Annotated in this window: 19 protein-coding genes and 1 rRNA gene; 2 read left to right on the plus strand and 18 right to left on the minus strand. The window is 30.8% G+C overall.

Features of this window, described 5'->3' with window-relative positions:
• Positions 1 to 128 precede the first annotated feature (128 nt).
• From CLOPA_RS16235 to CLOPA_RS16250, 5 genes are all read right to left on the minus strand, one after another.
• A 16S ribosomal RNA gene (locus CLOPA_RS16235) occupies positions 129 to 1,635 on the minus strand.
• A gap of 79 nt (positions 1,636 to 1,714) precedes the next feature.
• Complete coding sequence (locus tag CLOPA_RS25230; protein WP_155241847.1) at positions 1,715 to 1,921, minus strand: hypothetical protein; 207 nt, start codon at positions 1,919 to 1,921, stop codon at positions 1,715 to 1,717.
• A 474-nt stretch (positions 1,922 to 2,395) separates the two neighbouring features.
• Positions 2,396 to 2,842 carry a hypothetical protein gene (locus CLOPA_RS16240; protein WP_015616515.1) on the minus strand — a complete coding sequence of 149 codons (447 nt, stop codon included), beginning with the start codon at positions 2,840 to 2,842 and terminating at the stop codon, positions 2,396 to 2,398.
• Positions 2,843 to 2,960: 118 nt separating this feature from the next.
• Positions 2,961 to 3,797 (minus strand): undecaprenyl-diphosphate phosphatase, encoded by an 837-nt coding sequence (locus CLOPA_RS16245; protein WP_015616516.1) that lies wholly within the window; start codon positions 3,795 to 3,797, stop codon positions 2,961 to 2,963.
• A 75-nt stretch (positions 3,798 to 3,872) separates the two neighbouring features.
• The gene (locus tag CLOPA_RS16250) at positions 3,873 to 4,850 is read right to left on the minus strand and encodes a type I phosphomannose isomerase catalytic subunit (RefSeq protein ID WP_015616517.1); all 978 of its coding nucleotides are present in this window, start codon (positions 4,848 to 4,850) and stop codon (positions 3,873 to 3,875) included.
• A gap of 457 nt (positions 4,851 to 5,307) precedes the next feature.
• On the opposite strand from CLOPA_RS16250, the gene CLOPA_RS16255 reads away from it, so the two are divergent.
• Complete coding sequence (locus CLOPA_RS16255) at positions 5,308 to 6,666, plus strand: Mur ligase family protein (protein WP_155241929.1); 1,359 nt, start codon at positions 5,308 to 5,310, stop codon at positions 6,664 to 6,666.
• Between the two features lie 58 nt (positions 6,667 to 6,724).
• Positions 6,725 to 7,462 carry a type 1 glutamine amidotransferase gene (locus tag CLOPA_RS16260; RefSeq protein WP_015616519.1) on the plus strand — a complete coding sequence of 246 codons (738 nt, stop codon included), beginning with the start codon at positions 6,725 to 6,727 and terminating at the stop codon, positions 7,460 to 7,462.
• Positions 7,463 to 7,602: 140 nt separating this feature from the next.
• Here the strand turns inward: CLOPA_RS16260 and clpB are convergent, their stop codons facing one another.
• The 13 genes from clpB to CLOPA_RS16320 form a co-directional block, all read right to left on the minus strand.
• Positions 7,603 to 10,206, minus strand: coding sequence for an ATP-dependent chaperone ClpB (clpB, locus tag CLOPA_RS16265; protein ID WP_015616520.1), 2,604 nt, complete (start codon positions 10,204 to 10,206; stop codon positions 7,603 to 7,605).
• 223 nt (positions 10,207 to 10,429) lie between these two features.
• Positions 10,430 to 11,689, minus strand: coding sequence for a helix-turn-helix domain-containing protein (locus CLOPA_RS16270; protein WP_015616521.1), 1,260 nt, complete (start codon positions 11,687 to 11,689; stop codon positions 10,430 to 10,432).
• 23 nt (positions 11,690 to 11,712) lie between these two features.
• Positions 11,713 to 13,014 carry a helix-turn-helix domain-containing protein gene (locus CLOPA_RS16275; protein WP_015616522.1) on the minus strand — a complete coding sequence of 434 codons (1,302 nt, stop codon included), beginning with the start codon at positions 13,012 to 13,014 and terminating at the stop codon, positions 11,713 to 11,715.
• A gap of 434 nt (positions 13,015 to 13,448) precedes the next feature.
• Positions 13,449 to 13,625: a YtxH domain-containing protein gene (locus CLOPA_RS25235; RefSeq protein ID WP_015616523.1), complete on the minus strand. Its 177-nt coding sequence runs from the start codon at positions 13,623 to 13,625 to the stop codon at positions 13,449 to 13,451.
• A 157-nt stretch (positions 13,626 to 13,782) separates the two neighbouring features.
• A complete protein-coding gene (locus CLOPA_RS16280; protein ID WP_015616524.1) occupies positions 13,783 to 14,691 on the minus strand; it encodes a viroplasmin family protein in 909 nt (302 codons plus the stop codon).
• 25 nt (positions 14,692 to 14,716) lie between these two features.
• Entirely contained in the window at positions 14,717 to 15,199 is a 483-nt protein-coding gene (gene msrA / locus CLOPA_RS16285; protein ID WP_015616525.1) for a peptide-methionine (S)-S-oxide reductase MsrA, read from the minus strand.
• A gap of 652 nt (positions 15,200 to 15,851) precedes the next feature.
• Positions 15,852 to 17,144: an MFS transporter gene (locus CLOPA_RS16290; RefSeq protein WP_015616526.1), complete on the minus strand. Its 1,293-nt coding sequence runs from the start codon at positions 17,142 to 17,144 to the stop codon at positions 15,852 to 15,854.
• Positions 17,145 to 17,278: 134 nt separating this feature from the next.
• On the minus strand, positions 17,279 to 18,604 hold the full coding sequence (locus CLOPA_RS16295) for an ectonucleotide pyrophosphatase/phosphodiesterase (protein ID WP_041710935.1): 1,326 nt from the start codon (positions 18,602 to 18,604) through the stop codon (positions 17,279 to 17,281).
• A 652-nt stretch (positions 18,605 to 19,256) separates the two neighbouring features.
• Positions 19,257 to 19,709 (minus strand): methylglyoxal synthase, encoded by a 453-nt coding sequence (locus tag CLOPA_RS16300; RefSeq protein WP_015616528.1) that lies wholly within the window; start codon positions 19,707 to 19,709, stop codon positions 19,257 to 19,259.
• 127 nt (positions 19,710 to 19,836) lie between these two features.
• Positions 19,837 to 21,111, minus strand: a complete 1,275-nt coding sequence (gene larA / locus CLOPA_RS16305) for a nickel-dependent lactate racemase (protein ID WP_015616529.1) — start codon at positions 21,109 to 21,111, stop codon at positions 19,837 to 19,839.
• A gap of 384 nt (positions 21,112 to 21,495) precedes the next feature.
• A complete protein-coding gene (locus CLOPA_RS16310) occupies positions 21,496 to 22,305 on the minus strand; it encodes an isopropylmalate/homocitrate/citramalate synthase (RefSeq protein ID WP_015616530.1) in 810 nt (269 codons plus the stop codon).
• 44 nt (positions 22,306 to 22,349) lie between these two features.
• Complete coding sequence (locus CLOPA_RS16315) at positions 22,350 to 23,405, minus strand: homocitrate synthase/isopropylmalate synthase family protein (RefSeq protein ID WP_015616531.1); 1,056 nt, start codon at positions 23,403 to 23,405, stop codon at positions 22,350 to 22,352.
• A 15-nt stretch (positions 23,406 to 23,420) separates the two neighbouring features.
• The gene (locus CLOPA_RS16320) at positions 23,421 to 24,281 is read right to left on the minus strand and encodes an ABC transporter permease (RefSeq protein WP_015616532.1); all 861 of its coding nucleotides are present in this window, start codon (positions 24,279 to 24,281) and stop codon (positions 23,421 to 23,423) included.
• Positions 24,282 to 24,312: the final 31 nt, after the last annotated feature.

The following is a 24,312-nucleotide window of genomic DNA, read 5'->3' on the forward strand; positions in this document are numbered from 1 at the left end:
ACTTTACTTTTTGTTTCACTATGCAATTTTCAAAGTACATTTAAGAGATATTGATCTCTCAAAATTAAACAGAGATAAGAGCTAAACAACCATATCACAGTAGTTATCCTACCATGCTTACTCCTTAGAAAGGAGGTGATCCAGCCGCAGGTTCTCCTACGGCTACCTTGTTACGACTTCACCCCAATCACTAATCCCACCTTCGGCCGCTGGCCCCATAAAGGTTACCTCACGGACTTCGGGTGTTACCAGCTCTCATGGTGTGACGGGCGGTGTGTACAAGGCCCGGGAACGTATTCACCGCGACATTCTGATTCGCGATTACTAGCAACTCCAACTTCATGTAGGCGAATTTCAGCCTGCAATCCGAACTGGGATGAGTTTTCAAGTTTGGCTCCACCTCGCGGTATTGCATCTCGTTGTTCTCACCATTGTAGCACGTGTGTAGCCCTAGACATAAGGGGCATGATGATTTGACGTCATCCCCGCCTTCCTCCCGGTTAACCCGGGCAGTCTCACTAGAGTGCTCAACTTAATGGTAGCAACTAATGATAAGGGTTGCGCTCGTTGCGGGACTTAACCCAACATCTCACGACACGAGCTGACGACAACCATGCACCACCTGTCTTCCTGCCCCGAAGGGCTTCACGTATCTCTACGCTATTCAGGAGATGTCAAGTCTAGGTAAGGTTCTTCGCGTTGCTTCGAATTAAACCACATGCTCCGCTGCTTGTGCGGGCCCCCGTCAATTCCTTTGAGTTTTAATCTTGCGACCGTACTTCCCAGGCGGAGTACTTATTGTGTTAACTGCGGCACAGAAGGAGTCGATACCTCCTACACCTAGTACTCATCGTTTACGGCGTGGACTACCAGGGTATCTAATCCTGTTTGCTCCCCACGCTTTCATGCCTCAGCGTCAGTTACAGTCCAGAAAGCCGCCTTCGCCACTGATGTTCTTCCTAATCTCTACGCATTTCACCGCTACACTAGGAATTCCGCTTTCCTCTCCTGCACTCTAGATACCCAGTTTGAAATGCAGTCCCCAGGTTAAGCCCGGGGCTTTCACATCTCACTTAAGTATCCGCCTACACATCCTTTACGCCCAGTAAATCCGGACAACGCTTGCCACCTACGTATTACCGCGGCTGCTGGCACGTAGTTAGCCGTGGCTTCCTCCTTTGGTACCGTCATTATCGTCCCAAAAGACAGAGCTTTACAATCCGAAGACCGTCATCACTCACGCGGCGTTGCTGCATCAGGCTTTCGCCCATTGTGCAATATTCCCCACTGCTGCCTCCCGTAGGAGTCTGGACCGTGTCTCAGTTCCAATGTGGCCGATCACCCTCTCAGGTCGGCTACGCATCGTCGCCTTGGTGAGCCGTTACCTCTCCAACTAGCTAATGCGCCGCGGGTCCATCTCAAAGTGGATTACTCCTTTAATTACTGCTTCATGCGAAGCTGTAATATTATGCGGTATTAATCTCCCTTTCGGGAGGCTATTCCCCTCTTTGAGGCAGGTTACCCACGTGTTACTCACCCGTCCGCCGCTAGAAACCCGAAGGTTTCTCGCTCGACTTGCATGTGTTAAGCACGCCGCCAGCGTTCGTCCTGAGCCAGGATCAAACTCTCAATTTATAAGTTTGATATTAGCTCATCGCTTTGCGGCATCTTCAAAGAAATAAATAACCAGTATGCTAGTCTATTTTAAATCCTACTACGTCAACAGAACCTTCAGATAGCACTGACTATCATCAGAACCTGTTTCCTTGTATGATTCAAAATATACGTCGCATCTTTGCTTATTATTTATTTTCAGATGCCTTCTCCATTTTACTGAAGAATTTGTTACTCTTGATTTCAATTTCTTAAAATCTAAAGAATTGCTGGTTTGTTTTATTCTTATACTCTGTTTAATTTTCAAAGATCAATTTCCATCATCAATCGACGACTTTTATAGTTTATCATCATCAGTACAATTTGTCAATAATTTTTTTTATAAATTTTACTGATATTTTGTCATGTTTTGAACAACAATAATTGCGATAGCATTATACCTTAATATTATTAATAAACTTTTGTTTTAGATATTAAAACTTTAATTTATTAATAATTGTTGTTTCAAGCGACGAAGATTATTCTATCAGAATGAAAAATTTTTTTATTCATATCTTTCCTAGCATAACAAAAATAACTACATATTCCTTTAATTTTGCTTCTATTTCTCCATTTATCGCATAAGGACACGCGTGGATAATTTTACTGTATATATTAATTGGCATACTCCTACCACCTATGCTGCGCTTTGAGGTGGATGCTTCTTGATATGTACCAACTAACGCCAGTATTTTACCAAGCTACCCCCATTTGCCCAAAGAGTTTTTTGTTTAAATATACTTTATAAATTATACTTTTTACACAGAAATTCACTAGCTTCTGTATCATATCCGCTTTGCATATATTTTTCTAATGTTTCATGCATTTCCGCATAAAGGCCCTTTTCTTCACTTATCATATGATTTTCATATAAGTGTTTAACTGGATCATGCCTAAAAATAGCATCCCATTCATTTTCATTTAAAAAATTTCTATACCTGTCATATTCATCTTTCTCCACTCTTTGAATATATTCACCATCATAAAAAACTATAATTTCTCCATTTGCTATAATAATTTTTTCAACTCTACAGGATATAGGTGTACTCAATGTATCAGATACTATTATAACTAACATCTCCTTGGAATCTTTTACAGGCTTTATACACTGAACTCTTCCCATTCCAATATCATTTTTAATCCATTTCCCATTATTTATAATTTCTTCAATTTTATTTTCTAATTTCATACCAATCGCTCCTCAACTCAAATGTATAGATTTAATATTCCATTTATAGAAAAAATATATGCAAAAAATAATAAAAATCTGTGAAAATTAATCACAGATTTTACTTATAAATTACATATTATATTGATACTACTTTAGTAAAGACTAATATTAAAAATATAATTGAAAATATAATTCTGTAAATAGCAAATATTCTCATAGATCTTTTTTTCAAGAAATTCATAAATTTATCTACCACTAACAGAGCAACTATAAAAGATACTATAAATCCAATAGCTATTTCAATAACTTCCATTCCTGTTAGTACAGATAGATTTCCTAAAAGAGTATATCCCGTTGCAATAATCATTGTAGGAATTGCTAAAAAAAATGAAAATTCAGCAGCTGCAACTGTTGATAAGCCTACTATCCATCCACCCATTATTGTAGAAGCTGATCTTGAGAATCCTGGCCAAATTACAGAAAGACACTGAAAACATCCAATTATAAATGCCTGCTTTACAGTTACATCTGATATATCATTAGTTTTATTATTATTTCTAAACTTATTTTCTACTAATATCATCAATATACCACCAACTAATAATGCCAATGCTACTGGAAATACCTTCATTAAATGCTTATCTACAAAATGGTGAAAAAGGACTCCCACCACTCCAGATGGAATAAATGCTATAATTAGATTTCTCCAAAGCTTAGATCCAAAACTTTTGAAGCTTGGATCTACAACTGTTTTAAGCGATTTTAGAAGTTTGTCCCAAAACAGCACTACTACTGCAAGTATTGCACCTAATTGTATTACTATATCAAATAAATTGCTAAACTCTCCCTTAAAATTAAGAAGGTCATTGAACATTATTAAGTGTCCGGTAGATGAAATAGGTAAAAATTCTGTTACACCTTCTACAATTCCAAGTATAATTACCTTTATAATCAATAAAAAATTCATCGACATTTATATAATCACTCCATTTCAATTTTATTCATATTTAAAATGATACCCAATTGTTACTTTTTCTCGAATGCATTATTACATTTCTACCACACCAATTATTTCCTGTTCAACTTTCTTTACATCTGGAACATAAGATTTTAAAACCTTTAGCTTTCCTCTAATTTCATATTTCCCTAAATATGCAGGAATCAATATACTATCCCCATATTTTATTTTTTCTTCTCCACCATTAAAAAATATAACACCTTCGCCTTCAACACAAGTGAATATATAAAATCTTTCTCTATCACTTTCTTCTTGAAGTCCACTTTTTATTTCATAAAGTTCTAAAGAAAATTTATCACAAAGTGAATAAAAAGTCTTATTATAATCTTCATTTTCCACCTTTAGGCCTCTGCTTTGTTCACCCTTAAGACTAAAATCAATTACATCTAATGCCTTATCAATATGTAATTCCCTTCCCCTGTTGTAATCATATACCCTATAGGTAGTATCACTATTCTGCTGAATTTCAGCTATTATTATACCCTGTCCTATAGCATGGACTAATCCACTTTTTACAAAATAAACTTCACCTTTTTTAACAGATATTTTATTTAGATATTCATCAAAATTTCCAGTGTCTATGGCTTTCTGAAACTGTTTCTTTGTACACTCTTTAGTTCCAACTACTAAATTAGCACCTTCAAAAGCTTCAATAACATACCAAATTTCTGTTTTTCCAAGCTCACCCTCAACTCTTTTCCCATATTCATCATTAGGATGAACTTGTACAGATAATTTATCTTTGGCATTAATCAATTTAATTAAAAGTGGAAACTTTTCTTGATTTATTTTATCTCCTAATATATTTTTTCCTTCTAATTTAATTAGTTTATCTAGGCTTAAATTTTTATACTTTCCATTAGCTACTATACTCATTCCATGTTCATGGCAAGCTACATCCCAGCTTTCACCAATTTTCCCATCCGACAAATTATCTCTTAGTCTTTCTAAATCTCTCCCACCCCAAATCTTTTCGTAATATAAATTTTCAAATTTTAAAGGATACATGTAAAACCTCCTCTTAGTCCATATTTTTCTATTTAAAACCATATGTACAACTTATATATTAACTCCAACCACTTAATTTTTCAATCTATAAAAAATAGAATCACTTTTCTTTACAAAAATTTCATATGTCCTAGTAAATAACTAATAAATTAATACTTATTATTAAACTACAAAAGCTGTAAATTAATTTCCATTATACCATTTATAGTGGTTTCAATGTGAAATCTTTAGTATATATATTTTATTAAATATACTTTTTGTGAGATAATTACACTTAAAATATTAATGGTACATTTATATATGCTGTTTATACTATTTGTAAACATAAATTAATTGTGATACTATAAGCAATGGAATTTAATCATTAAAAATATATTAAAAACTACTTTATGTACTGTTTATTAATTAAAATTTCTGCAATAATTATAGCTATACTCTGTGTTTTTATTTTATGGGGGTGTTTAAAATTAAAATCAATTCATTTTTTAGTATTTTAATTTCAAAAGTAATTATTATATTGTCTAAAAAATTATTCAAGGGTGGTACAAATTTTCCTGGAAGAGTAGCCTTGAAACTGGACAGAAATATTCTGAATGTAGTAACAAAAAATTATAAAGTTGTACTTGTAACTGGAACAAATGGTAAAACAACCACCACCAATATGATTTATAATATGCTCAAGGAAAGCGGTAAAAAAGTAATTACTAATAACACAGGAGCTAATTTAAAATCAGGCATAACCTCCTGCTTTATAGATCATTTTCGTTTTACTAAAGCTAAGGGTAATTGTTATGCTGTTATAGAAGTGGATGAAGCAAACGTTAAACTTATAACTGAATATTTGATTCCCGAAATTATTATAATAACAAATTTATTTAGAGATCAGCTTGATAGATATGGCGAAGTTTACACAACCTTGAACAAGATAATGGATGGTGTGATAAAAGTGCCTGAAGCTACTTTAGTGCTTAATGGTGACGAGTCCTTACTTGGTGATTTGGATGTTCCAAATAAAACATTCTATTATGGATTTAACTGTTCTACAAACGAAAATAAGAATGTGGATATAAATGCAGATGCTAAGTTCTGTAAAAAGTGCAAAAATGCCTATTCTTATGATTTTATTACCTATAATCATTTAGGAAAATTTTATTGCAGCAAGTGCGGCTACAAAAGACCAGAACTTACTTACCATGTTGATGAGATAAAAGAGCTCTCAACCTCAGGCTCTCTTGTGTGTATAAATAACTCAGAATACTACATAAATCAACCTGGTGTTTATAATATTTATAATGGACTATGTGCACTTTCTACTGCAAAACTCCTAGGCATTGAAAACTCTGTTATAGCTAATTCTCTTAAGAATATTAAAAGCAGCTTTGGCAGACAGGAAGCCATTAATATTAATGGCAAGGAATTAAAAATAATACTAGTTAAAAATCCAGCTGGATATGATCAGGCATTAAATACTGTTTCTTTGGACAACAGAGATATAAATATTTGTATTCTTTTAAATGACAATTACGCAGATGGCCGAGATGTTTCCTGGATTTGGGATGTAAACTTTGAAATTCTAAGTAAACTAAATATTAAAAAAACCATAGTTGGCGGAATAAGATTGTATGATATAGCAGTACGTTTAAAAATTGCAGGCATTGATCATAACAAATTTGTAATCGGAGAAAATTACGAAGAAATATTAAAAAACATAGAACATTGTGATGGTAATATTGTATATGTACTGGCTACTTATACTGCTATGATTGATTTTAGAAAATTTCTTCATACTAAAGGTGTAATTAAAAAACTATGGTAGTAAAAATCTTATAACAGCTAATAATCAATAAAATAAATATTAATTGGTGGTGAATTCTATGGAATTGAATATATGTCATTTATATCCTGATTTATTAAATGTTTATGGTGATATTGGAAATATACTAATTTTAAAATATAGAGCTGAACAGAGAGATATAAAAATAAATATATTTAATGTATCCCTAAATGATAATTTTGATCCTGATGAGTACGATATAGTCTTTTTTGGAGGCGGCCAGGATTATGAACAGTCTATAGTATCTAATGACTTAATTAAAACTAAAAAAGAAGGAATTTCTCAGTACATAAACAGCGGCAAAGTGTTTCTATCTATCTGTGGAGGCTATCAGCTTCTAGGAAAATATTATACTACGCCAGATGGTGAAAAATTAGAAGGCCTTGGCATATTAGATATATACACAGATGGAGGAGATACTAGATTCATAGGCAATACAGTAATAAAAAATGAGGAAACCAATGAAATATATGTAGGCTTTGAAAATCATTCTGGTAGAACTTATATAAATAACTTAAAACCTTTAGGAAAAGTTATTAAGGGCTATGGCAACAATGGTTCCGATGGATTTGAAGGCTGTATATATAAAAATACCTATGGTACTTATTTTCATGGTTCACTTTTATCCAAGAATCCCGAACTTGCAGATAGATTAATAAAAACCGCTTTAGAACTAAAATACGGTGAAATAAATCTAGAACCTATTGACAATGATTTAGAGTTAAAGGCAAAGGAATTTATCATAGGAAGAGAAACAGGTAATGTAAAAAATTCTTAGTAAGTATACTTCTATGAAAATGACAAACTAAAATTGGAAAAAATTACACCCCAGGGGTAAATTGCAAACTGCATACACCCCTGGGGTAAATTGCATAATTCGTCTTTTCTCACAATTCCAAATTGAACGAATCAACTAAATCAATTCATTTTTTCAATAACTATATTATCGTCTTTCCCATCTACCTTTACTGCTGTACCTTCATATATTTCTCCACCAATAATTTTTCTTGCTATTTCTGTTTCTAAAGTGTTTTCAATGTATCTCTTTAACGGTCTAGCTCCATAAATTGGGTCATAACCTTCTCTTGCCATAAGCTTTTCAGCTTCTTCTGTAATAACAAGCTTAATATTCTTCTCATTAAGTCTTTTTCTTATATCTTCAATGAATATATCTATAATCTTAGTTATCTCATTAGTTGACAGAGGTTTAAACATTATTATATCATCCAGCCTGTTAAGAAATTCCGGTTTAAATCTGGCCTTCATTTCATCCATTACATATTTTTTTATATTTTCATCAATACCAATTTCTCCTTTATTGTCCAGAAGATAGTTACTACCTATATTGGATGTCATAATTATAATACAATTTTTAAAATCTACCGTTTTGCCTTTATTATCTGTAAGCCTACCATCGTCTAAAATTTGAAGAAATATATTGAATACATCATCGTGGGCCTTTTCTATTTCATCAAATAAAATTACGCTATAAGGTTTTCTTCTTACTGCTTCTGTAAGTTGGCCACCCTCTTCGTATCCTACATATCCTGGAGGTGCTCCAATAAGTCTTGATACAGAATATTTTTCCATATACTCTGACATATCTATTCTTATAATATTTTCCTCTGTATCAAACAAAGTTCTTGCAAGGGTTTTAGCAAGTTCAGTTTTACCTACTCCTGTTGGTCCAAGGAATATGAAAGAACCAATAGGTCTCTTTATATCCTTAAGTCCAGCTCTCGCTCTTATTACTGCATTAGATACAGCTTTTATTGCTTCATCCTGACCTATTACTCTCATTCTCAATTCATCTTCAAGTCTAAGAAGTTTTTTTCTTTCCCCTTCTACAAGTCTTGATACAGGTATTCCAGTCCATTTAGATACAATTTGTGATATTTCCTCTTCTGTAACCTCTTCCTTCAAAAGTGCATTTTCAGTTTTCCCTTTGATTAATTTCTCTTTTTCATCTATTTCTTTTTCAAGATTAGGTACTGTTCCATATTTTAATTCAGCGGCCTTATTCAAATCGTATTCTCGTTCTGCTTTTTCTATCTGACCCCTCACTTCATCAAGTTTAGTTTTTAGTTCTTTAACTTCTATTATCTGTGATTTTTCATTTTCATATTTTGAAGTCATCTCTTTATCTTTTTCTTTAAGATTACTTAGTTCTTCCTCTAATGTTTTAAGTCTTTCTCTAGTTGCCTCATCTTTTTCCTTGGACAATGCTTCTTTTTCAATTTCCATTTGAAATATTTTCCTCTTGAGCATATCCATTTCTGTAGGCATACTATCAATTTCAGTTCTTATCATAGCACCAGCTTCATCTACAAGATCAATTGCCTTATCTGGTAAAAATCTATCTGTGATATACCTATCTGAGAGCTTTGCGGCTGCTATAATAGCGGAATCATGTATTCTAACACCATGATGTATTTCAAATCTTTCCTTTAAACCTCTAAGAATAGAAATGGAATCTTCAACAGTAGGTTCTGATACAATGACAGGCTGAAATCTCCTCTCCAGAGCTTTGTCCTTTTCTATATATTTTCTATACTCATCAAAGGTAGTTGCACCAATACAATGAAGCTCTCCCCTTGCAAGAAGCGGCTTTATTAAATTTCCTGCATCCATTGCTCCTTCTGTTTTCCCTGCTCCTACTATAGTGTGTATTTCATCTATGAATAGTATTATTTTCCCTTCACTATTTTGAACTTCCTTTAAAACAGCTTTAAGTCTTTCTTCAAATTCACCTCTATATTTTGCACCTGCAATAAGAGATCCCATATCTAAAGAAAAAATAATTTTATTTTTTAATCCCTCTGGAATATCTCCTCTTATAATTCTTTCTGCTAACCCTTCAACTATAGCTGTTTTTCCAACGCCAGGTTCTCCAATTAAAACCGGATTATTTTTTGTTCTCCTGGAAAGTATTCTTACAACCCTTCTTATTTCCTCATCTCTACCTATAACAGGGTCCAATTTATGCTTTTTAGCTTCTTCCACTAAATTTCTTCCATATTTAGAAAGGGCGTCATAGGTACCTTCTGGGTCTTCAGTTTCTACTCTCTGATTTCCCCTAATTTCAGCTAAAGTTTTTAGAAATTCTTTTTTGACTATATTATGCCTATTGAGTATAGCCACCACAGTATCATTTTTATCTGATTCCATTAAGGCAATCATAACATGCTCTGAGCTTACATATGAATCCTTAAAATCCTTAGATATTTTTTCAGCCTTTATAAATATTTCTTCAAATCTTCTGGTTGCATAAACGGAAGAGCTTTGGGCTCCCTCGCCTAATACCTTAGGCATTTTATCTAACTCACCTTCAATATCCCTTATAAGGCTCTGAATATCCACTCCCATTTTACTAAAAATATTTGGAATAAGGCCATCTTCTTGAGAAACTAAAGCCATAAAAAGGTGAATAGAATCTATAGTTTGATGATTAAATCTTACAGCTACAAGTTGAGAATCATTTATGGCTTGCTTAACTTTTGTGGTTAACCTTTCTACATTCATAGTTTTCATCTCCTTAGTAAAAATTTAAAATGAATAGTACATCTAAAGATGCATAATTTTATTACTCTTTATATAATATATTATACTACTTTTCATAGGAATTAAGCATACATATAACAATAAAAGGCTATCTTTTTTTAATCAAGATAACCTTTTATTGTTATATGTAAATAATCGAATTATATATTAAAATGTATAAATATTTTTAAGCTTAAAATAAAATTTAAACTCTTTTATTTGAGTTTAAAGCAAGACTAAAATATTTTATTGATTCAGAAGTATTATTCATTTCAAAATATAAAATACCCATCTCCATATATCTATTCTTGATTTGATTTTTATTACCTATTCTCATGAGAATATCTAAAGACAAATTCATATACATCTCGCTCATTTCAATATTTTTTTCCTTATACATTATCAATGCTTTAAAATAGTAAGACTTTTCAATAAACATATCTTCATGCAAATCTATCGAATAATTCAATACTTTATCACATATGTCCTGTGCCTGTGAAATTTTATCTATTTCAATTAAAGTTTCAATTACATTAATCATAAAATGAACAAAATTTTTCTTATTATCTGTAGGATATAAGGCTATAGACTCATTTACATATTTATAAGCCTTATCACTAATATCTGTTTCTAACATTGCACATCCATAGCTATAAATAAATTCTGCTTTAAGAGATTTATGATTTTTACATAATTCATAGGATTTTTTTTCAAAATCTTCAAATTTTCCATTATTCATTTTAATAGAAAGTATACCCAATAAATTAAAAATTTTAGCCTTGTGTTCACCATCATGAATAAAATCTATTATATCAACAAGCCTTGTGAGAATTTCATAAGCTTTTTCACAATCCTTCATCATAAAATGACAATTTGCTTCTTCATAAATTACATTACTGAGAAAATCATAATCCTTACATTCTTTTTCTGTTAAAGTTTTTCTTACGTTATTATAGTAATTTGCAGCTTGAAAATATTCATTTTCCGCATAAAAATATCTTCCAATATCCATATAATATAATAATTTATTTTTTTCATTGCCAGATCTTCTACATAAATTATAATGCCTGGCTGTATTAATTTGACAGGACTTGGTATCTTTTATGTCTAAATAGTAGTTAAAAAGCATATGCATGAATTCAAAGGCTATATCATAATATTTATATTCCTCTGCATATTCTAAATTATACCTTAAAACATCTCCCTGATCAGTTTTATTATGTCCATTTTTAATTTTCTCTAAATTGAATTCTAACTGTTCTCTTACATCTTTCTTTAAATATTCAATATTAATTCCCAATTTAGAGGCTACTAATTCCAATATCCAATTATCTGGTTTTATTTTCCCATTTTCTATACAACTCATTTTGGAAACCGATATTTTTTTCCCACATATGTCCTTTAAGGTATATCCCTTATATATTCTAGACCTTTTAATTTTCTCTCCAATAGATAGTATCTCCATGTTATACACGCACCTATCTCTGATTATAAGTATTTTATTATTCCAAGTTCCTTAAATGTTTCCACTCCATGATTCAAATATTGGGCAGCCTTTTTATCATCACCATTGTCTATGTAAAATTTTCCTGTAATAATAGAAATCTCTCCTATTTGTTCTGTTAAGGACATATTTTCTGCATACTGCAAAGCCATTAATAAAGTTTCTTCTGCATGTTTTATATTTTTATCTAGAATATCCACCCTATACTTTAATAAATAATACTTTATAATATTACTATCGCTTTCGTCAGAAACATTACTCAAAATTTCCTCAAGAGTTTTTCTAGAGTTTTCTACATCCTTCAATTTTATATAATTTTCGCATATATTAGATAATGTTTCAATAATAGCATTTTTGTTATCAATTCTTATTTCCTTAGCCCTATTAAGATGGGCAAAAGATTCTTCAATGTTTTCAAACTCATAAAATAATCTTCCTAAATCATTTTCAATATCACCTATATACTCGTTTTCCGAATTTTCTCTAAATACTTCAAGAGATTTTTTAGAATATTTTATGGCATTATTTAGATCTTCCTTCTTAATGTACTCCTTTGAAAGTAACAGAAGTGTTTTTGCATATTCTTTAATATTATTAATTTCTTCAAACTTTTCCTTGGCAAGATAACTATAATTTATAGATTTGTCTATATTATCTAATCTAAAATATATTAATGCTGTAAAATAATATATTTGGCCTAATAAAAAGTCATCTCCTATATTATTCTCCTGAAAAACCTTCTCTGCCTGTTGAAAATAACTACAGGAAGAATGATATGCATTCAAATTTAATGTTATTGTTCCTAATTTCAAATATGTTTTAACAACCTCTTCTTGATAATTAAGTTTTATAAATATTGCATTTGCAGCCAAAAAATATTGCTGTGCCAAGCCCATTTCTTTTTCCGTCATACTTATTACTGCACGAAGATATAAATTTCTTGCCTTTCTATAATCTAGCTTATATTTTTCTGCATAATACATAGCACTTTCAAGAAATTGTTCTCCTAATTTAAACTCATTATTTAAAATATGTGCTTCTGCAATATTTTCATAGTAAACACAAACCTTCTCTGCTTGAGTTTCTTCAGATTCCATTAAATATTCTACAGATGTATTTAAAGCTAGTGCTAAATATTCCAAGAGATCCATACTGGGATTTGACTTTCCAGATTCTACAAGACTTATTTGGCCTGGAGTAATTCTATCTCTTGCTAAATCTTTTAAGGTCATATTAAGGTCTTTTCTTCTTCTTTTAATCTTCTCACCTAAAGACAGTATCTCCATATTTTATCTTCCTTTGCCTGTGCATATATTTTCAATTTAAGGCATATGAAAATAAATAGTAAGTCAGAGAGGCGACATATATTTTCAATCCTACAAGGAAACAGGTGACCATGATAGTGAGCTATCTGAGGGTTCTGTTGACATAGTAGGGTTCAAAATAGACTAGCAACTGACTAGTTATTTATTTGAATGTGCCTTAATATTTATTGCATTTAAGTAGCTGCTAACTAAATGTTATTTATTAAATGAACAATTTTAATTGCAACTTATATAATAAAATTAATTATATTTTATTATATCATAATTCGTTTAATATTTACAAAATAAATCATAATAACAATTTAAATATTTTAATAGAGTTAATGATTTAGGCATATGAAAATAAAAGGGCTATCCCAAATGCATATTAATACAATTTGAGATAGTCTCTTTAATTAATCTATCCAATGCCTTACATTGTCAAAAATATCTTCAGCAGCATTACTAATAAATCGTCTTGATGTTCTAATCTTCTTTCTAGTATTTCTATTTAGGCCTGGCGCAATAAGCATTCCTGCTGCCGCTCCAATTAATGCTCCTGTTGTTATTCCCTTTATAAATTTTCCACGCATAATATATACACCCCTTTATGAAAGTAAGATTAATACTTTGAATTTATATTATGCAATTTTTAAAATATTACTCAAATAAAATAAAATTTTTCAATAATATTATTTTTTATATTGTTCCACTTAATCCTATACTTATTGAATTATAATAAAACTATTTTTAAGAATCATGTTTATCTAATAAATAAGTAATAAATTTTACTTTTTGTAAATCGGATAAATTAGCTATAAATTTTTTAGTCTCTTCTTTGTCACTTTTATAGTTATTTATAATATTACTAAATTTAAATGTTTCCCTTTCAGCATTATTACCTTTCACAACCTCTATATTATTTTTTCCCTTAGGGGCAATTGCCAATATCTCTTCCTTAATATTATCATCTTTTACCTTTAAATTGTTATGGAGAAGCCACTTTTCTACAACTTTATCAGATTTAATATTTACTTTTTCTTTACATTTTTCATCTACAAGTTCATTGTAGAAATCTCCAGTATGGCTATCCACTTTTACAAATATTACATCAATGCCTTCATCTATTAATTCATTTATTTTATTATGATACCTTATAGAAGATTCCTCTCTTGTCTCCCAAAATCCTGTGGCATGATAAGAGATCCCAGCGTAATCATGAAATATAACTACTTTATTATCTCCTATTCTTAATGCGTACTCAACAGCTTTTAAAGCAGCTTCCAATTCTCCCGCTATCTGTCTTATACTTTTTTGAGAATTGTCCTTTGATACTCCACTTTCAATGTACTCTACTATATTATCTCTCACTGCAACTAGGCCATAGGCATATCTTTCAGTTTCCTTATTGTAGCTTCCATCTACATAAATGTGCAAGCAATCTGTCGGGTAGACGTCAACTCCCTTTTTTAACAGTTTACTTTTTTCGTTCAAATAGTTCTTTGCACTATTTATATCTTCAAAGCTCTTATATACAGCACCCTTAACACCTTTAACATATTTAAGACATTCTGCCCAGGTATTTACTATTCTATTTTCGATTCTCCTATTCTCCTGAAAATCATATCCTTCTTTAATAGCATAAACTTTTTTTCCCATTAATTTTATATCTCCTTAACCCTTTTCACCTTAACAATTCCCTTGGTATATGACAATATCCATTGGGATTTTTTTGTAAATACCTCTGGTGATATTCTTCTGCATCATAGAAATTTTTTAAAGCTAAAATTTCAGTAACTATATTACTATCATATTTCTCTTGTTCTCTTTCAACTGACTTTAATATAGCTTTATAATCTTCTTCATCTATATAATAAATTCCTGTGCGATATTGGTTACCAATATCATTTCCCTGCCTATCCTTTACAGTAGGATCTACAATTATCCAATATGCTTCTAATAATTTTTCTAAAGTAATATTTTCCTCATTATATTCTATATAGCATGCCTCTGCATATCCTGTGCTATGTGTACAAACCCCCTCATAGTTTGGATTTTCTGTATTTCCATTAGCATATCCTACCTTTGTTTTCATAACACCTGATATATTATTAAAATAAGCTTCTACTCCCCAAAAACATCCTCCTGCCAATACAATTTTTTTCATTATTATGATCATCTCCTAAGAAATTTTACAATTATACTTCCATATTTACCTGACCTAAATGCAGTTTTTTATTATATATTATACCAGCCATGAATGAAATTTCATCATATATAGTATTATAAATATTTTATTGTAAATTATACCAGCTATCAATACCTTATCAACGAAATTCTAAAATTTAAATATAATTTTTTTCTTAATTTAAACTTTAAAATACTTATCTGTAATCATATTACCTTTACCAATACCTTTAATCTAAGGTATTACATCAGCTAATCATAAACAGAGTTCTAAGTATCAGTATTTTTGGTACTTAGAACTCGTTGTCCTTTAGGGTAAATCGTTATCCAGGGACGTAGCCACTCTTTACTCCCACTTGAAGAAAAGCAGAGAACAAAAATCTTTGATTTTCTGTGAATCGCTTTCATAGAGTGATGGGAGTATTAGAGTGGGTAGTCATCGGATAAATCTAAAAATAAACTAAGAAGCTGTCTCATAATGCATATTTATACATAACAAGGCAGCTTTTTAAATATTCTACTATTAAGAATAATCGTTAAAATCTGATTTTTAATAAACAAATGAGATTGTTGTGAAGTTTAATGAATTATAATAAATATTTTTATTTATACACAAATGCACAGATATAATATTACTCCCTAACAGCTAGATTTTCATTTGGATATTCTTCAGTACTTTCACTGTCTTTATCTGAAACTCTAGTTAAAATTAATCCTCCTATAATAAATAAAATCAAAATACTAAAGATTCCCTTACTAGTCTTTCCTGTAATTTGAGTGGCTAATGCAACCATAAAAGGTCCTAAAATTGCTGCGAACCTTCCAAATATATTATAAAATCCAAAAAATTCATTATTTTTTTCTTTAGGTGCTAGTTTTCCAAAATAGGATCTGCTTAATGCCTGTATTCCACCCTGGGAAGTTGCTACTAGCATGGCTAAAATCCAAAAACCTACCGAATTATGAACAAAATTTGCATAAATACAAATAATTGAATATATTATTATTCCAAAATACAACATTTTCTTTCCTCCAAATTTTTCAGAAAGTTTGCCAAATATAATGGCACATGGAAATGCCACTATCATTGTAAATAATAATACGATGAGCATAGTTGTTGAACTTATACCCAGATCAGCCCCAAAGGAAGTAGCCATAGTTATTATAGTATTTACTCCATCGATAAAAAAGAAATAGGCAACTAAAAATATCAATAAATTTTTATGCTGTTTTATATTTTTAATGGTAAAGAATAATCTTTTAAAACTGTTAACTACGATTTTAGGCTCTCTTTCAATACCATAAACCTGTTTTACATTTTTGATCATAGGCAAGGAAAATATGGTACACCATACCGCTGTTATTATAAAAGTTATTTTACATGCCTCTGATACAGATATTGGTATTATATGCATTCCAGCCAATATGACTATACTCATGCATATAGCAAAGGCCACTATATTTCCTAAGTATCCGGCTGCAAAGCCAATGGAAGATAACATATCCATTTTCTTCTTTGAAGTTACATCAACTAAAAAGGCATCATAAAATATATTACTGCCAGAATTTCCTATGGTACTTAATATAAAAATTACTAATAGCAAAATCCATGCAGAATCTGGCACCCCTGCCATAAGAGCAGTAAAAACTATTCCGGCAATACAGAACACCTTAAAAAAGCTCATCTTGTATCCCTTATAATCAGCTATAGTTCCAAGTATAGGTGCAGCAATTGCTATTAATAATCTACCTATGGAATTTGAATAACCCCAATAGGCCGTGGCCATGGCCGTTGATCCTCCTGTATTTTCAAATATCATTCTAAAATATATTGGAAGTATAGTAGTTATAATTATCATGCTATAAGTTGATATAGTGCAATCGTATAATATCCAGCTTTTTTCCACATTGTTATATTTTTTCATAAAATTTCTCCTTACTAATGAGGCTGTCTCGCAATGTATATCTATGTATTGCGAAACAGCTTTTGATTATTCTACTATTAAAAATAATTATTAAAATCTGATTTCTGAATAAAATAATGAAGATATTCTCAAATTTAATGAATATTTATTCCTTTTGAGACAGCCCCTTCTTCAATTAAATCATCTACAACTTTTCCATCAACATTTTGAATTTCTAATCCTAACAGTTTAGCAATAGTTGGTGCTTCATCTACAAGATTCATTTTTTCAATAATGTTTCCCTTTTTTATCCCCCTACCAGCTGCTATAAATACAGTAGTATAGTCATTCTTGAAGGGTGAATATCCATGAGTAGAAAGAGTATACCCCTCACCATTTTCTATACTATCACTATTTACTTCTTTTATTATTTCTCCAGCTATCCCATCTTGAAAATAGTATCCCTCCTTTGCTTCAAGCATAAGATAACATTCAGGATCTGCTCCAAAATCTATAGCTTCTTCTCTTGAATAAATTGCCTCTATACAGTCATATTTGTCATTGAATTTTTGTAGGATTTCCTTCAGCATCCCCTCATCCACACCTTTTGTATATATATAGGCTGAACCGTCACAATTTTTAACTATGGCTTTATAGTCTAATATTTTTCCTTTACCATCCACCTGAATATATCCTTTTTCCCTTAAAAGTACATTGAGATCAATTATCTTATTCTCATCTATACTACTGTGATCTCCTAAAAGTATAATTGTACTTTCTTCATATATTCCCTTATCTTTAAGAGTCTGCACTATCTCTCCAATCCTCTTATCATGCCTTTTCAAAGCAAGCTTTGCTTCCTCAGAATAAAATCCATATTTATGTCTTGTACTATCTAAATCCGTATAATGGGCTAAAGTTAAATCTAAATTTTTATTTTTTATGGTATATAGTAATGATTGATGGGTAAAATTATCAAGATTGGGTTGTTTTATTCCATCTCTTAGATGTCCAAATTCTTTGTTCAACTGGTACTGAAATATAGGGTTTCCATTAAATAATGAAACTATTATCTGGTTTTCCCAAGGTCTATTAGCAAAAATTTCTGGCATATTATATTGTATTTTAGCTTTTGCCGTTACTGGCCACAACAAGGCACCTACTACCATTCCATTTTTCACAGCTAAATCATAAATTGTATCTCCCTTTATATTTTTACTATGCCAATACCAATCAGGAGATTTTCTATTTAACTGTAGTAATGTATTATTTACTATGCCATGATTTTTAGGGTACCTACCTGTAACAATGCTTGCATGAGCTGGATATGTCAGTGTAGGGTATACACTATAGACATTTTTACAATAGGCTGATGAGTCTATAAAACTTTTAAAATTTGATAAAGTACTTATATATTCAAAGTCTAAGGTAGATAATCCATCTAGAGATATTACATATAGGTATTTACATATTCTTTCCATTAACATTACATCTCCAATAATTTTTTCAATATGTTCAGAATACCATTTTTTCTTTATGTAAATATTAAACATATGTAAAGATATCACAATATAAAAAATAAATAATGCGATGCATGAATCAATATGTACTTAAATAAAATTTATCAGTACTTAGGCACATTCAAATAAATAACTAGTCAGTATGCTAGTCTATTTTGAATCCTACTACGTCAACAGAACCCTCAGATAGCTCACTATCATCGGAACCTGTTTCCTTGTATGATTCAAAATATCCGTCGCATCTTTGACTTACTATTTATTTTCATATGCCTTATTAAATCAAACATCGCATTAAAATATTTATATTATCAAAGCATTATGTATGTAAACTTCACCAATTATCCATTTTATCTTTTCCTGACTGAAAGGCTCAGACCTCCACCTCTAAGCGAAGGTGGGATTTTCCAATCAGGTGGGGTAGACTCCCCACCTGATTTACCGATGTTTCAGCTTGCTGAAACGAGTTCACTTTACTGCGACATGTTTATCGGCATAAATGAAGTGTACAATTTAATATAAATAGTATCCAACCATTTATATTAATGTACTATCCATCTCCCACCTATAGAGGATAGGAGAATTCCCCACATTAGATTAAAATTGAATTATACATCTAAAAATTATCTTTTCTTATTCTATTATAATAATCTATTACATGTCTATCATATTCCTCACCCATAATAGGAGATTTTAATAAGAAATCCGCTGTAGATCTACTCATAGCTATAGGAATATCATATAGAACAGAAATTCTAAGAAGAGCTTTTACATCTGGATCATGGGGTTGTGATGTTAATGGATCCCAGAAAAAGAACATAAAATCTATTTCTTCATTAACTATGCTTGCACCAATTTGCTGATCCCCTCCCATAGGTCCGCTTTTAAAACCCTTTACTTCTAAACCAGTTCTTTCAGAAATAAGCTTTGCAGTAGTACCAGTTCCGCACAGAAAATGTTTACATAAAATATCTTTATTCTGATCTGCCCAACTTATTAAATCTTCTTTTCTATTATCATGAGCAACTAATGCAATTTTTTTTTGTTTACCTAATTTATCAATACTCATATTAATCCCCCTTAAATATGCATTTAAAATAATTTTATTTCATTAAAATTATATCATATATTAAGTCATCTTCAAAGAAGCAACTAATCAATACTTTAATTCGTCCTTTCTCACTATGATGAATCAATTAATCATTTCTCACAACTACAGCCACCCCATTGGGAATAACTACCACTTCTGCATCCTTACCCTTTATATCATAGGCCCTCTTTAAAGCATCCTCAAAATTATAGGCATGCTCCATATGCATATCTTTTATCATATTAGCATCACACATATCTGTAACCATAATTACAGTGTAGTTACTTAAAATTCTTGCTAAAATTTGAATTTCCCATTGATCTGGTATAGTTTTATTTCTAGGGACCTTTAATATTCTTTCAAGAAGTTCCTTGGGACCTTTTGAATTGACAATAGTATGGTAAAAGGATTCACCACCGTGACCATCATTACAGGCTGCTATCATAATAATAACTCCACCTTTTCTACAGGTAGCTTCAGCCGCTGTCATCCCCTTAACTGCCTGATATATGTTTTGATCCAAAGGATATCCTCCATTACTGGAAACTACAATGTCGGCATCTATTTTTTTTACACTGGAAAGCTTCATAAGAAATTTGCAACCTGCTTCATGAGCCAGCTTGCTATCACCAGCAAAAGCATTTATGATATTTTTGTCAGCATCTATAACCACATTTAAAATAAATGCCAATTTTGCCTTTTCAGCAGCATACAGCATATCTTTATGAATAGGGTTATTGTCTATTACTCCAGTTCTAGCATACTCATTATTAATAAATTCTGAGCAATGATTTGCCATTATAGTATTTGCCGATGCTATACCTGGTAAAATACTTTTTCTTCCTCCTGAAAATCCTGCAAAAAAATGAGGTTCAATAAAGCCTTCTGCTATTAATAATTCTGTTTCCACTGCTAATTTATTCAATAAAAGCTGTCCGCCTGAGGGCAATACACCAACATTTACTAAACTACTTTCATCAGTAGAAATATGATTTATAATTTTTTCTTTCTCTACTATATTTTTCCCAAATTTATTTATCATTTCTTCCCTATTTGTCGGCCTATGAAACCCGGTAGCAATAAGTATAGTTATATCAATATTGGGATTTATCTTTCTTATCCTATTAAGTAAAATAGGCATAGTAATACTGCTGGGAACCGGCCTTGTGTGATCACTAGTTATAATAACCATGTTATTTTTATCTTTTACCAGTTCCTCTAAGCTTTTGCTTCCTATACAGTTATCAAGTGCTCTATTTACTATATGCTCCTGTGAGCCATTAACTTTGTAATCCTCCGCTTTAGATACCAATATCCCCTTTAAATTTTTATCTTCTATATTTATTTTCAGTGTTTTTGTTGAATAAGGAATGTCAATCATAATGCTTACCTCCATATAATTAATTTAGGTATATTCAATAAATAACTAGTCAGTATGCTAGTCTATTTTGAATCCTACCACGCCAACAAAACCCTTAGATAGCCCACTATCTTCGGAACATGTTTCCTTGTTGGATTCAAAATATACGTCGCATCTTTGACTTACTATTTAGTTTCATACGCCTTAAATATGAATAAATCTAAGCTCAGTTACAAATTGATACTACCACTAAATCCAGATTAAATTGTCCAGTTACATATCACTGCAATAAAATCTATATTATCTAGATTGCAATTTATACATAATAATACATTAATGCTAACGATTTCATATACAACTTTATTATACCACAAAATAATAAAGTTAGACCAATAAACTAAAAGATTACTGATCCAACTTTATTATTTTTTTTATCTGCTGTTCTTTTTCAATTAAATCTTCAAATTTTCCATGCCACAATTTTTCACCTGTAAGTTCATAAATGACCTTGGCAAATTTTGAAAAATCACAATTGCCTGCCCGCTCTCCCATACCTGTAATAGTACAATCGGCATATTTTGCCCCAGCTTCAATTGCTGCCAAAGAATTGGCAATTGCCATTCCAAAATCATTATGAATGTGTATTTCTATATCTATTGGCACTGCATTTCTTATTCTTTTTATCTGGTTAAAAAGTTCTTTAGGTTCCATAATCCCTACAGTATCCGCATATCTTACTCTTTCAACACCTAAATCATAAACCATTTTACATAATTTAATAAAAAAATCAAGATCTGCTCTAGAAGAATCTTCTAAACCTACAGTTACATCATAACCTTTATCTTTTGCATAGGCAACAGACTTTTTTAAATTTTCTATAATCCAGGTTCTGTCTTTCTCTAATTTTGATTTTATCTGTAGATCTGATACAGGTGAAGATATATGAATTATATCGACTCCACACTCTATGGAAGTATCAATATCTTCAGTACTCATTCTATTCCAGGCTGCTATTTTACTCTTAAGTCCCAAAGCTGCAATTTTTGTTACACTTAATTTTTCATCGCCGCCCATAGCAGGTATTCCCGCCTCTATTTGATATACTCCCATTTCACTGATAAGCTTAGCTATCTCTACTTTATCATCTACACTTAAAGCTATACCAGCTTTTTGTTCTCCATCTCTTAATGTAGTATCTACTATATTAATACCCATATAACCATCACCTTCAATAATTTCTATTAATTAGATATCTTAACCTAATGGTTACTATCCCTTTTACTTAAACATATTTCATACATTTTAACTATCTCTTCATCTAAAACATTTCTTTTCATTTCTATACTTTTTTCCCTTACATTTTCTAAAAATAAGTCCATATCAATATTACTATAATCTAATTTAAGTTCTTTAAATTTTACTATTAAAGCTCTTTTTCCCGAGTGTTTTCCAATATACAATTTTCTATGTGCTCCTATAAGTTCTGGATTAAAGGGCTCATAATTTTTAGGATTTTTAGCTATACCATCGGCATGTATTCCGGATTCGTATTTAAAAATATCTTCTCCCAATATAGGCTTCATTGAATAAATCTTTTTTCCAGTGATTTTCTCATATATATTAGTAAGTTCACTTATTAATTTTAAATCACCACATACTTCACCATTCTTAATTACTTTAAGTGCTAAAATCACTTCCTCCATTGAGGCATAATTCTTACTGTTAAATTCAGTAGTAATAAAATCACTACCTTCTATACAGGCATCTATAATTATGGACGTAGCCATATAATATTTATTACTAGCACAGAAATCCACTAATACAGAAAAATTTGCTTTTATATCTTTTATCAATTTATCTCTGCCTTCAAAATCCATTCTATTTACATCATTTATTCTCAAACAGCATATTTTATATATATAAAATATCTTGTTATTTTCATCCATATATAATTTATCTAAATCCTTAATATCTATTTGCAATATTATCCAGTTTTCTTTCAGCTTGTCTTTAAATTCCTCTGAGCACCCTAAAGCAGTTCTATAATCTAAAACTACATATTTAAAATTATACCTATTCAAACATTCTATATCTTTTACAGCTTTAATCCTATAAATATACTCTAAATGAATTGGTAACTTATCTATTTTATCTATGGTAGCTTTATCAATTTCAAATAAATCTACACCGACCTTGGCCAATAGTTCTAAGAAACATGCCGCATCTTCATTACTAAGATTGGTAAATTTTTTCACCAACTCTGGTATAGTTCTATCTATAATATTCTTCTTAACTTCATTAACTATAATAGCCATATAAACACCTTCTTACTAATCATCATCCTTAACGCTAAGTCTAACTACTAATAACAACACAAAAGTCATTATATACAAAATCGTGGCAAAAGCTGTGGCCATTTTAATATCATCCTGCATATAAGTATAAATTTGAAGTGGTATAGTTCTTGTTTTATCTATGATATTTCCTGCAAACATTAAAGTGGCACCAAATTCTCCTAGTGACCTTATCCAGGCTAAAATAAGTCCAGATATAACTGATTTTTTAAGCATTGGCAGCATAATTTTAATAATTGTTTCAATTTTCCCTGCCCCCAATACATAACTTACTTCAAAAAGTTCAATTGGCACTGATTTGATAGAATCCCTAAGAACTCTTACATAAAGGGCAGAAGACACGAAAAATTGTGCAATTACTACCGCTGTAGAAGTAAATATAATATTTATTCCATGACTGGTTAAGAAACTACCTATAATACCGTTTTTACCAAAAGTTAGCAGCAAAGCAATACCAGCTACTGCTGGTGGCAATACTATAGGAATTTCTACAAATATATCTAATATCTTGGATATATTTTTATTTTTCACAAAATGTATCCAAAAAGCTGTTGGAGTTCCTATAATAAAAGTAAATATGAGTGCTATTAGAGAAGTAGTAAAGCTTAAAATCACAGTCTTTATATTATCTGAGTTATAAAGTGTCTGAATAATATAGGATCCTCCTGAATACTTCATCATTGAAAGTATTGGAAATATAAGCATCAATAAATATATAACAGCTAAAATAAAAAAAACAGGAGCTAATACTTTCTCAAAAAAATAAAATTTAGTCTTTTCATCACCATGAGAAGATATATTATTGGAATTTTGTAGTACTTTTTCATTATTCTCCATATATAATATTACCTCCTAATATGTACATTTG

Origin of the sequence: Clostridium pasteurianum BC1 (assembly GCF_000389635.1) — a bacterium.
GTDB classification, from domain to species: domain Bacteria; phylum Bacillota; class Clostridia; order Clostridiales; family Clostridiaceae; genus Clostridium_I; species Clostridium_I pasteurianum_A.

Coding starts and splice junctions, on each gene's coding strand:
- CLOPA_RS16295 (WP_041710935.1), bottom strand. CDS start 18,604: ATGGAAAGAATATGTAAATACCTATATGTAATATCTCTAGATGGATTA.
- CLOPA_RS16270 (WP_015616521.1), bottom strand. CDS start 11,689: ATGGAGATACTATCTATTGGAGAGAAAATTAAAAGGTCTAGAATATAT.
- CLOPA_RS16240 (WP_015616515.1), bottom strand. CDS start 2,842: ATGAAATTAGAAAATAAAATTGAAGAAATTATAAATAATGGGAAATGG.
- CLOPA_RS16250 (WP_015616517.1), bottom strand. CDS start 4,850: ATGTATCCTTTAAAATTTGAAAATTTATATTACGAAAAGATTTGGGGT.
- CLOPA_RS16290 (WP_015616526.1), bottom strand. CDS start 17,144: ATGAAAAAATATAACAATGTGGAAAAAAGCTGGATATTATACGATTGC.
- CLOPA_RS16315 (WP_015616531.1), bottom strand. CDS start 23,405: ATGGCTATTATAGTTAATGAAGTTAAGAAGAATATTATAGATAGAACT.
- CLOPA_RS25235 (WP_015616523.1), bottom strand. CDS start 13,625: ATGCGTGGAAAATTTATAAAGGGAATAACAACAGGAGCATTAATTGGA.
- CLOPA_RS16310 (WP_015616530.1), bottom strand. CDS start 22,305: ATGGGTATTAATATAGTAGATACTACATTAAGAGATGGAGAACAAAAA.
- clpB (WP_015616520.1), bottom strand. CDS start 10,206: ATGAATGTAGAAAGGTTAACCACAAAAGTTAAGCAAGCCATAAATGAT.
- CLOPA_RS16245 (WP_015616516.1), bottom strand. CDS start 3,797: ATGTCGATGAATTTTTTATTGATTATAAAGGTAATTATACTTGGAATT.
- CLOPA_RS16280 (WP_015616524.1), bottom strand. CDS start 14,691: ATGGGAAAAAAAGTTTATGCTATTAAAGAAGGATATGATTTTCAGGAG.
- CLOPA_RS16300 (WP_015616528.1), bottom strand. CDS start 19,709: ATGAGTATTGATAAATTAGGTAAACAAAAAAAAATTGCATTAGTTGCT.
- msrA (WP_015616525.1), bottom strand. CDS start 15,199: ATGAAAAAAATTGTATTGGCAGGAGGATGTTTTTGGGGAGTAGAAGCT.
- CLOPA_RS16320 (WP_015616532.1), bottom strand. CDS start 24,281: ATGGAGAATAATGAAAAAGTACTACAAAATTCCAATAATATATCTTCT.
- CLOPA_RS16275 (WP_015616522.1), bottom strand. CDS start 13,014: ATGGAGATACTGTCTTTAGGTGAGAAGATTAAAAGAAGAAGAAAAGAC.
- CLOPA_RS16260 (WP_015616519.1), top strand. CDS start 6,725: ATGGAATTGAATATATGTCATTTATATCCTGATTTATTAAATGTTTAT.
- larA (WP_015616529.1), bottom strand. CDS start 21,111: ATGATTGACATTCCTTATTCAACAAAAACACTGAAAATAAATATAGAA.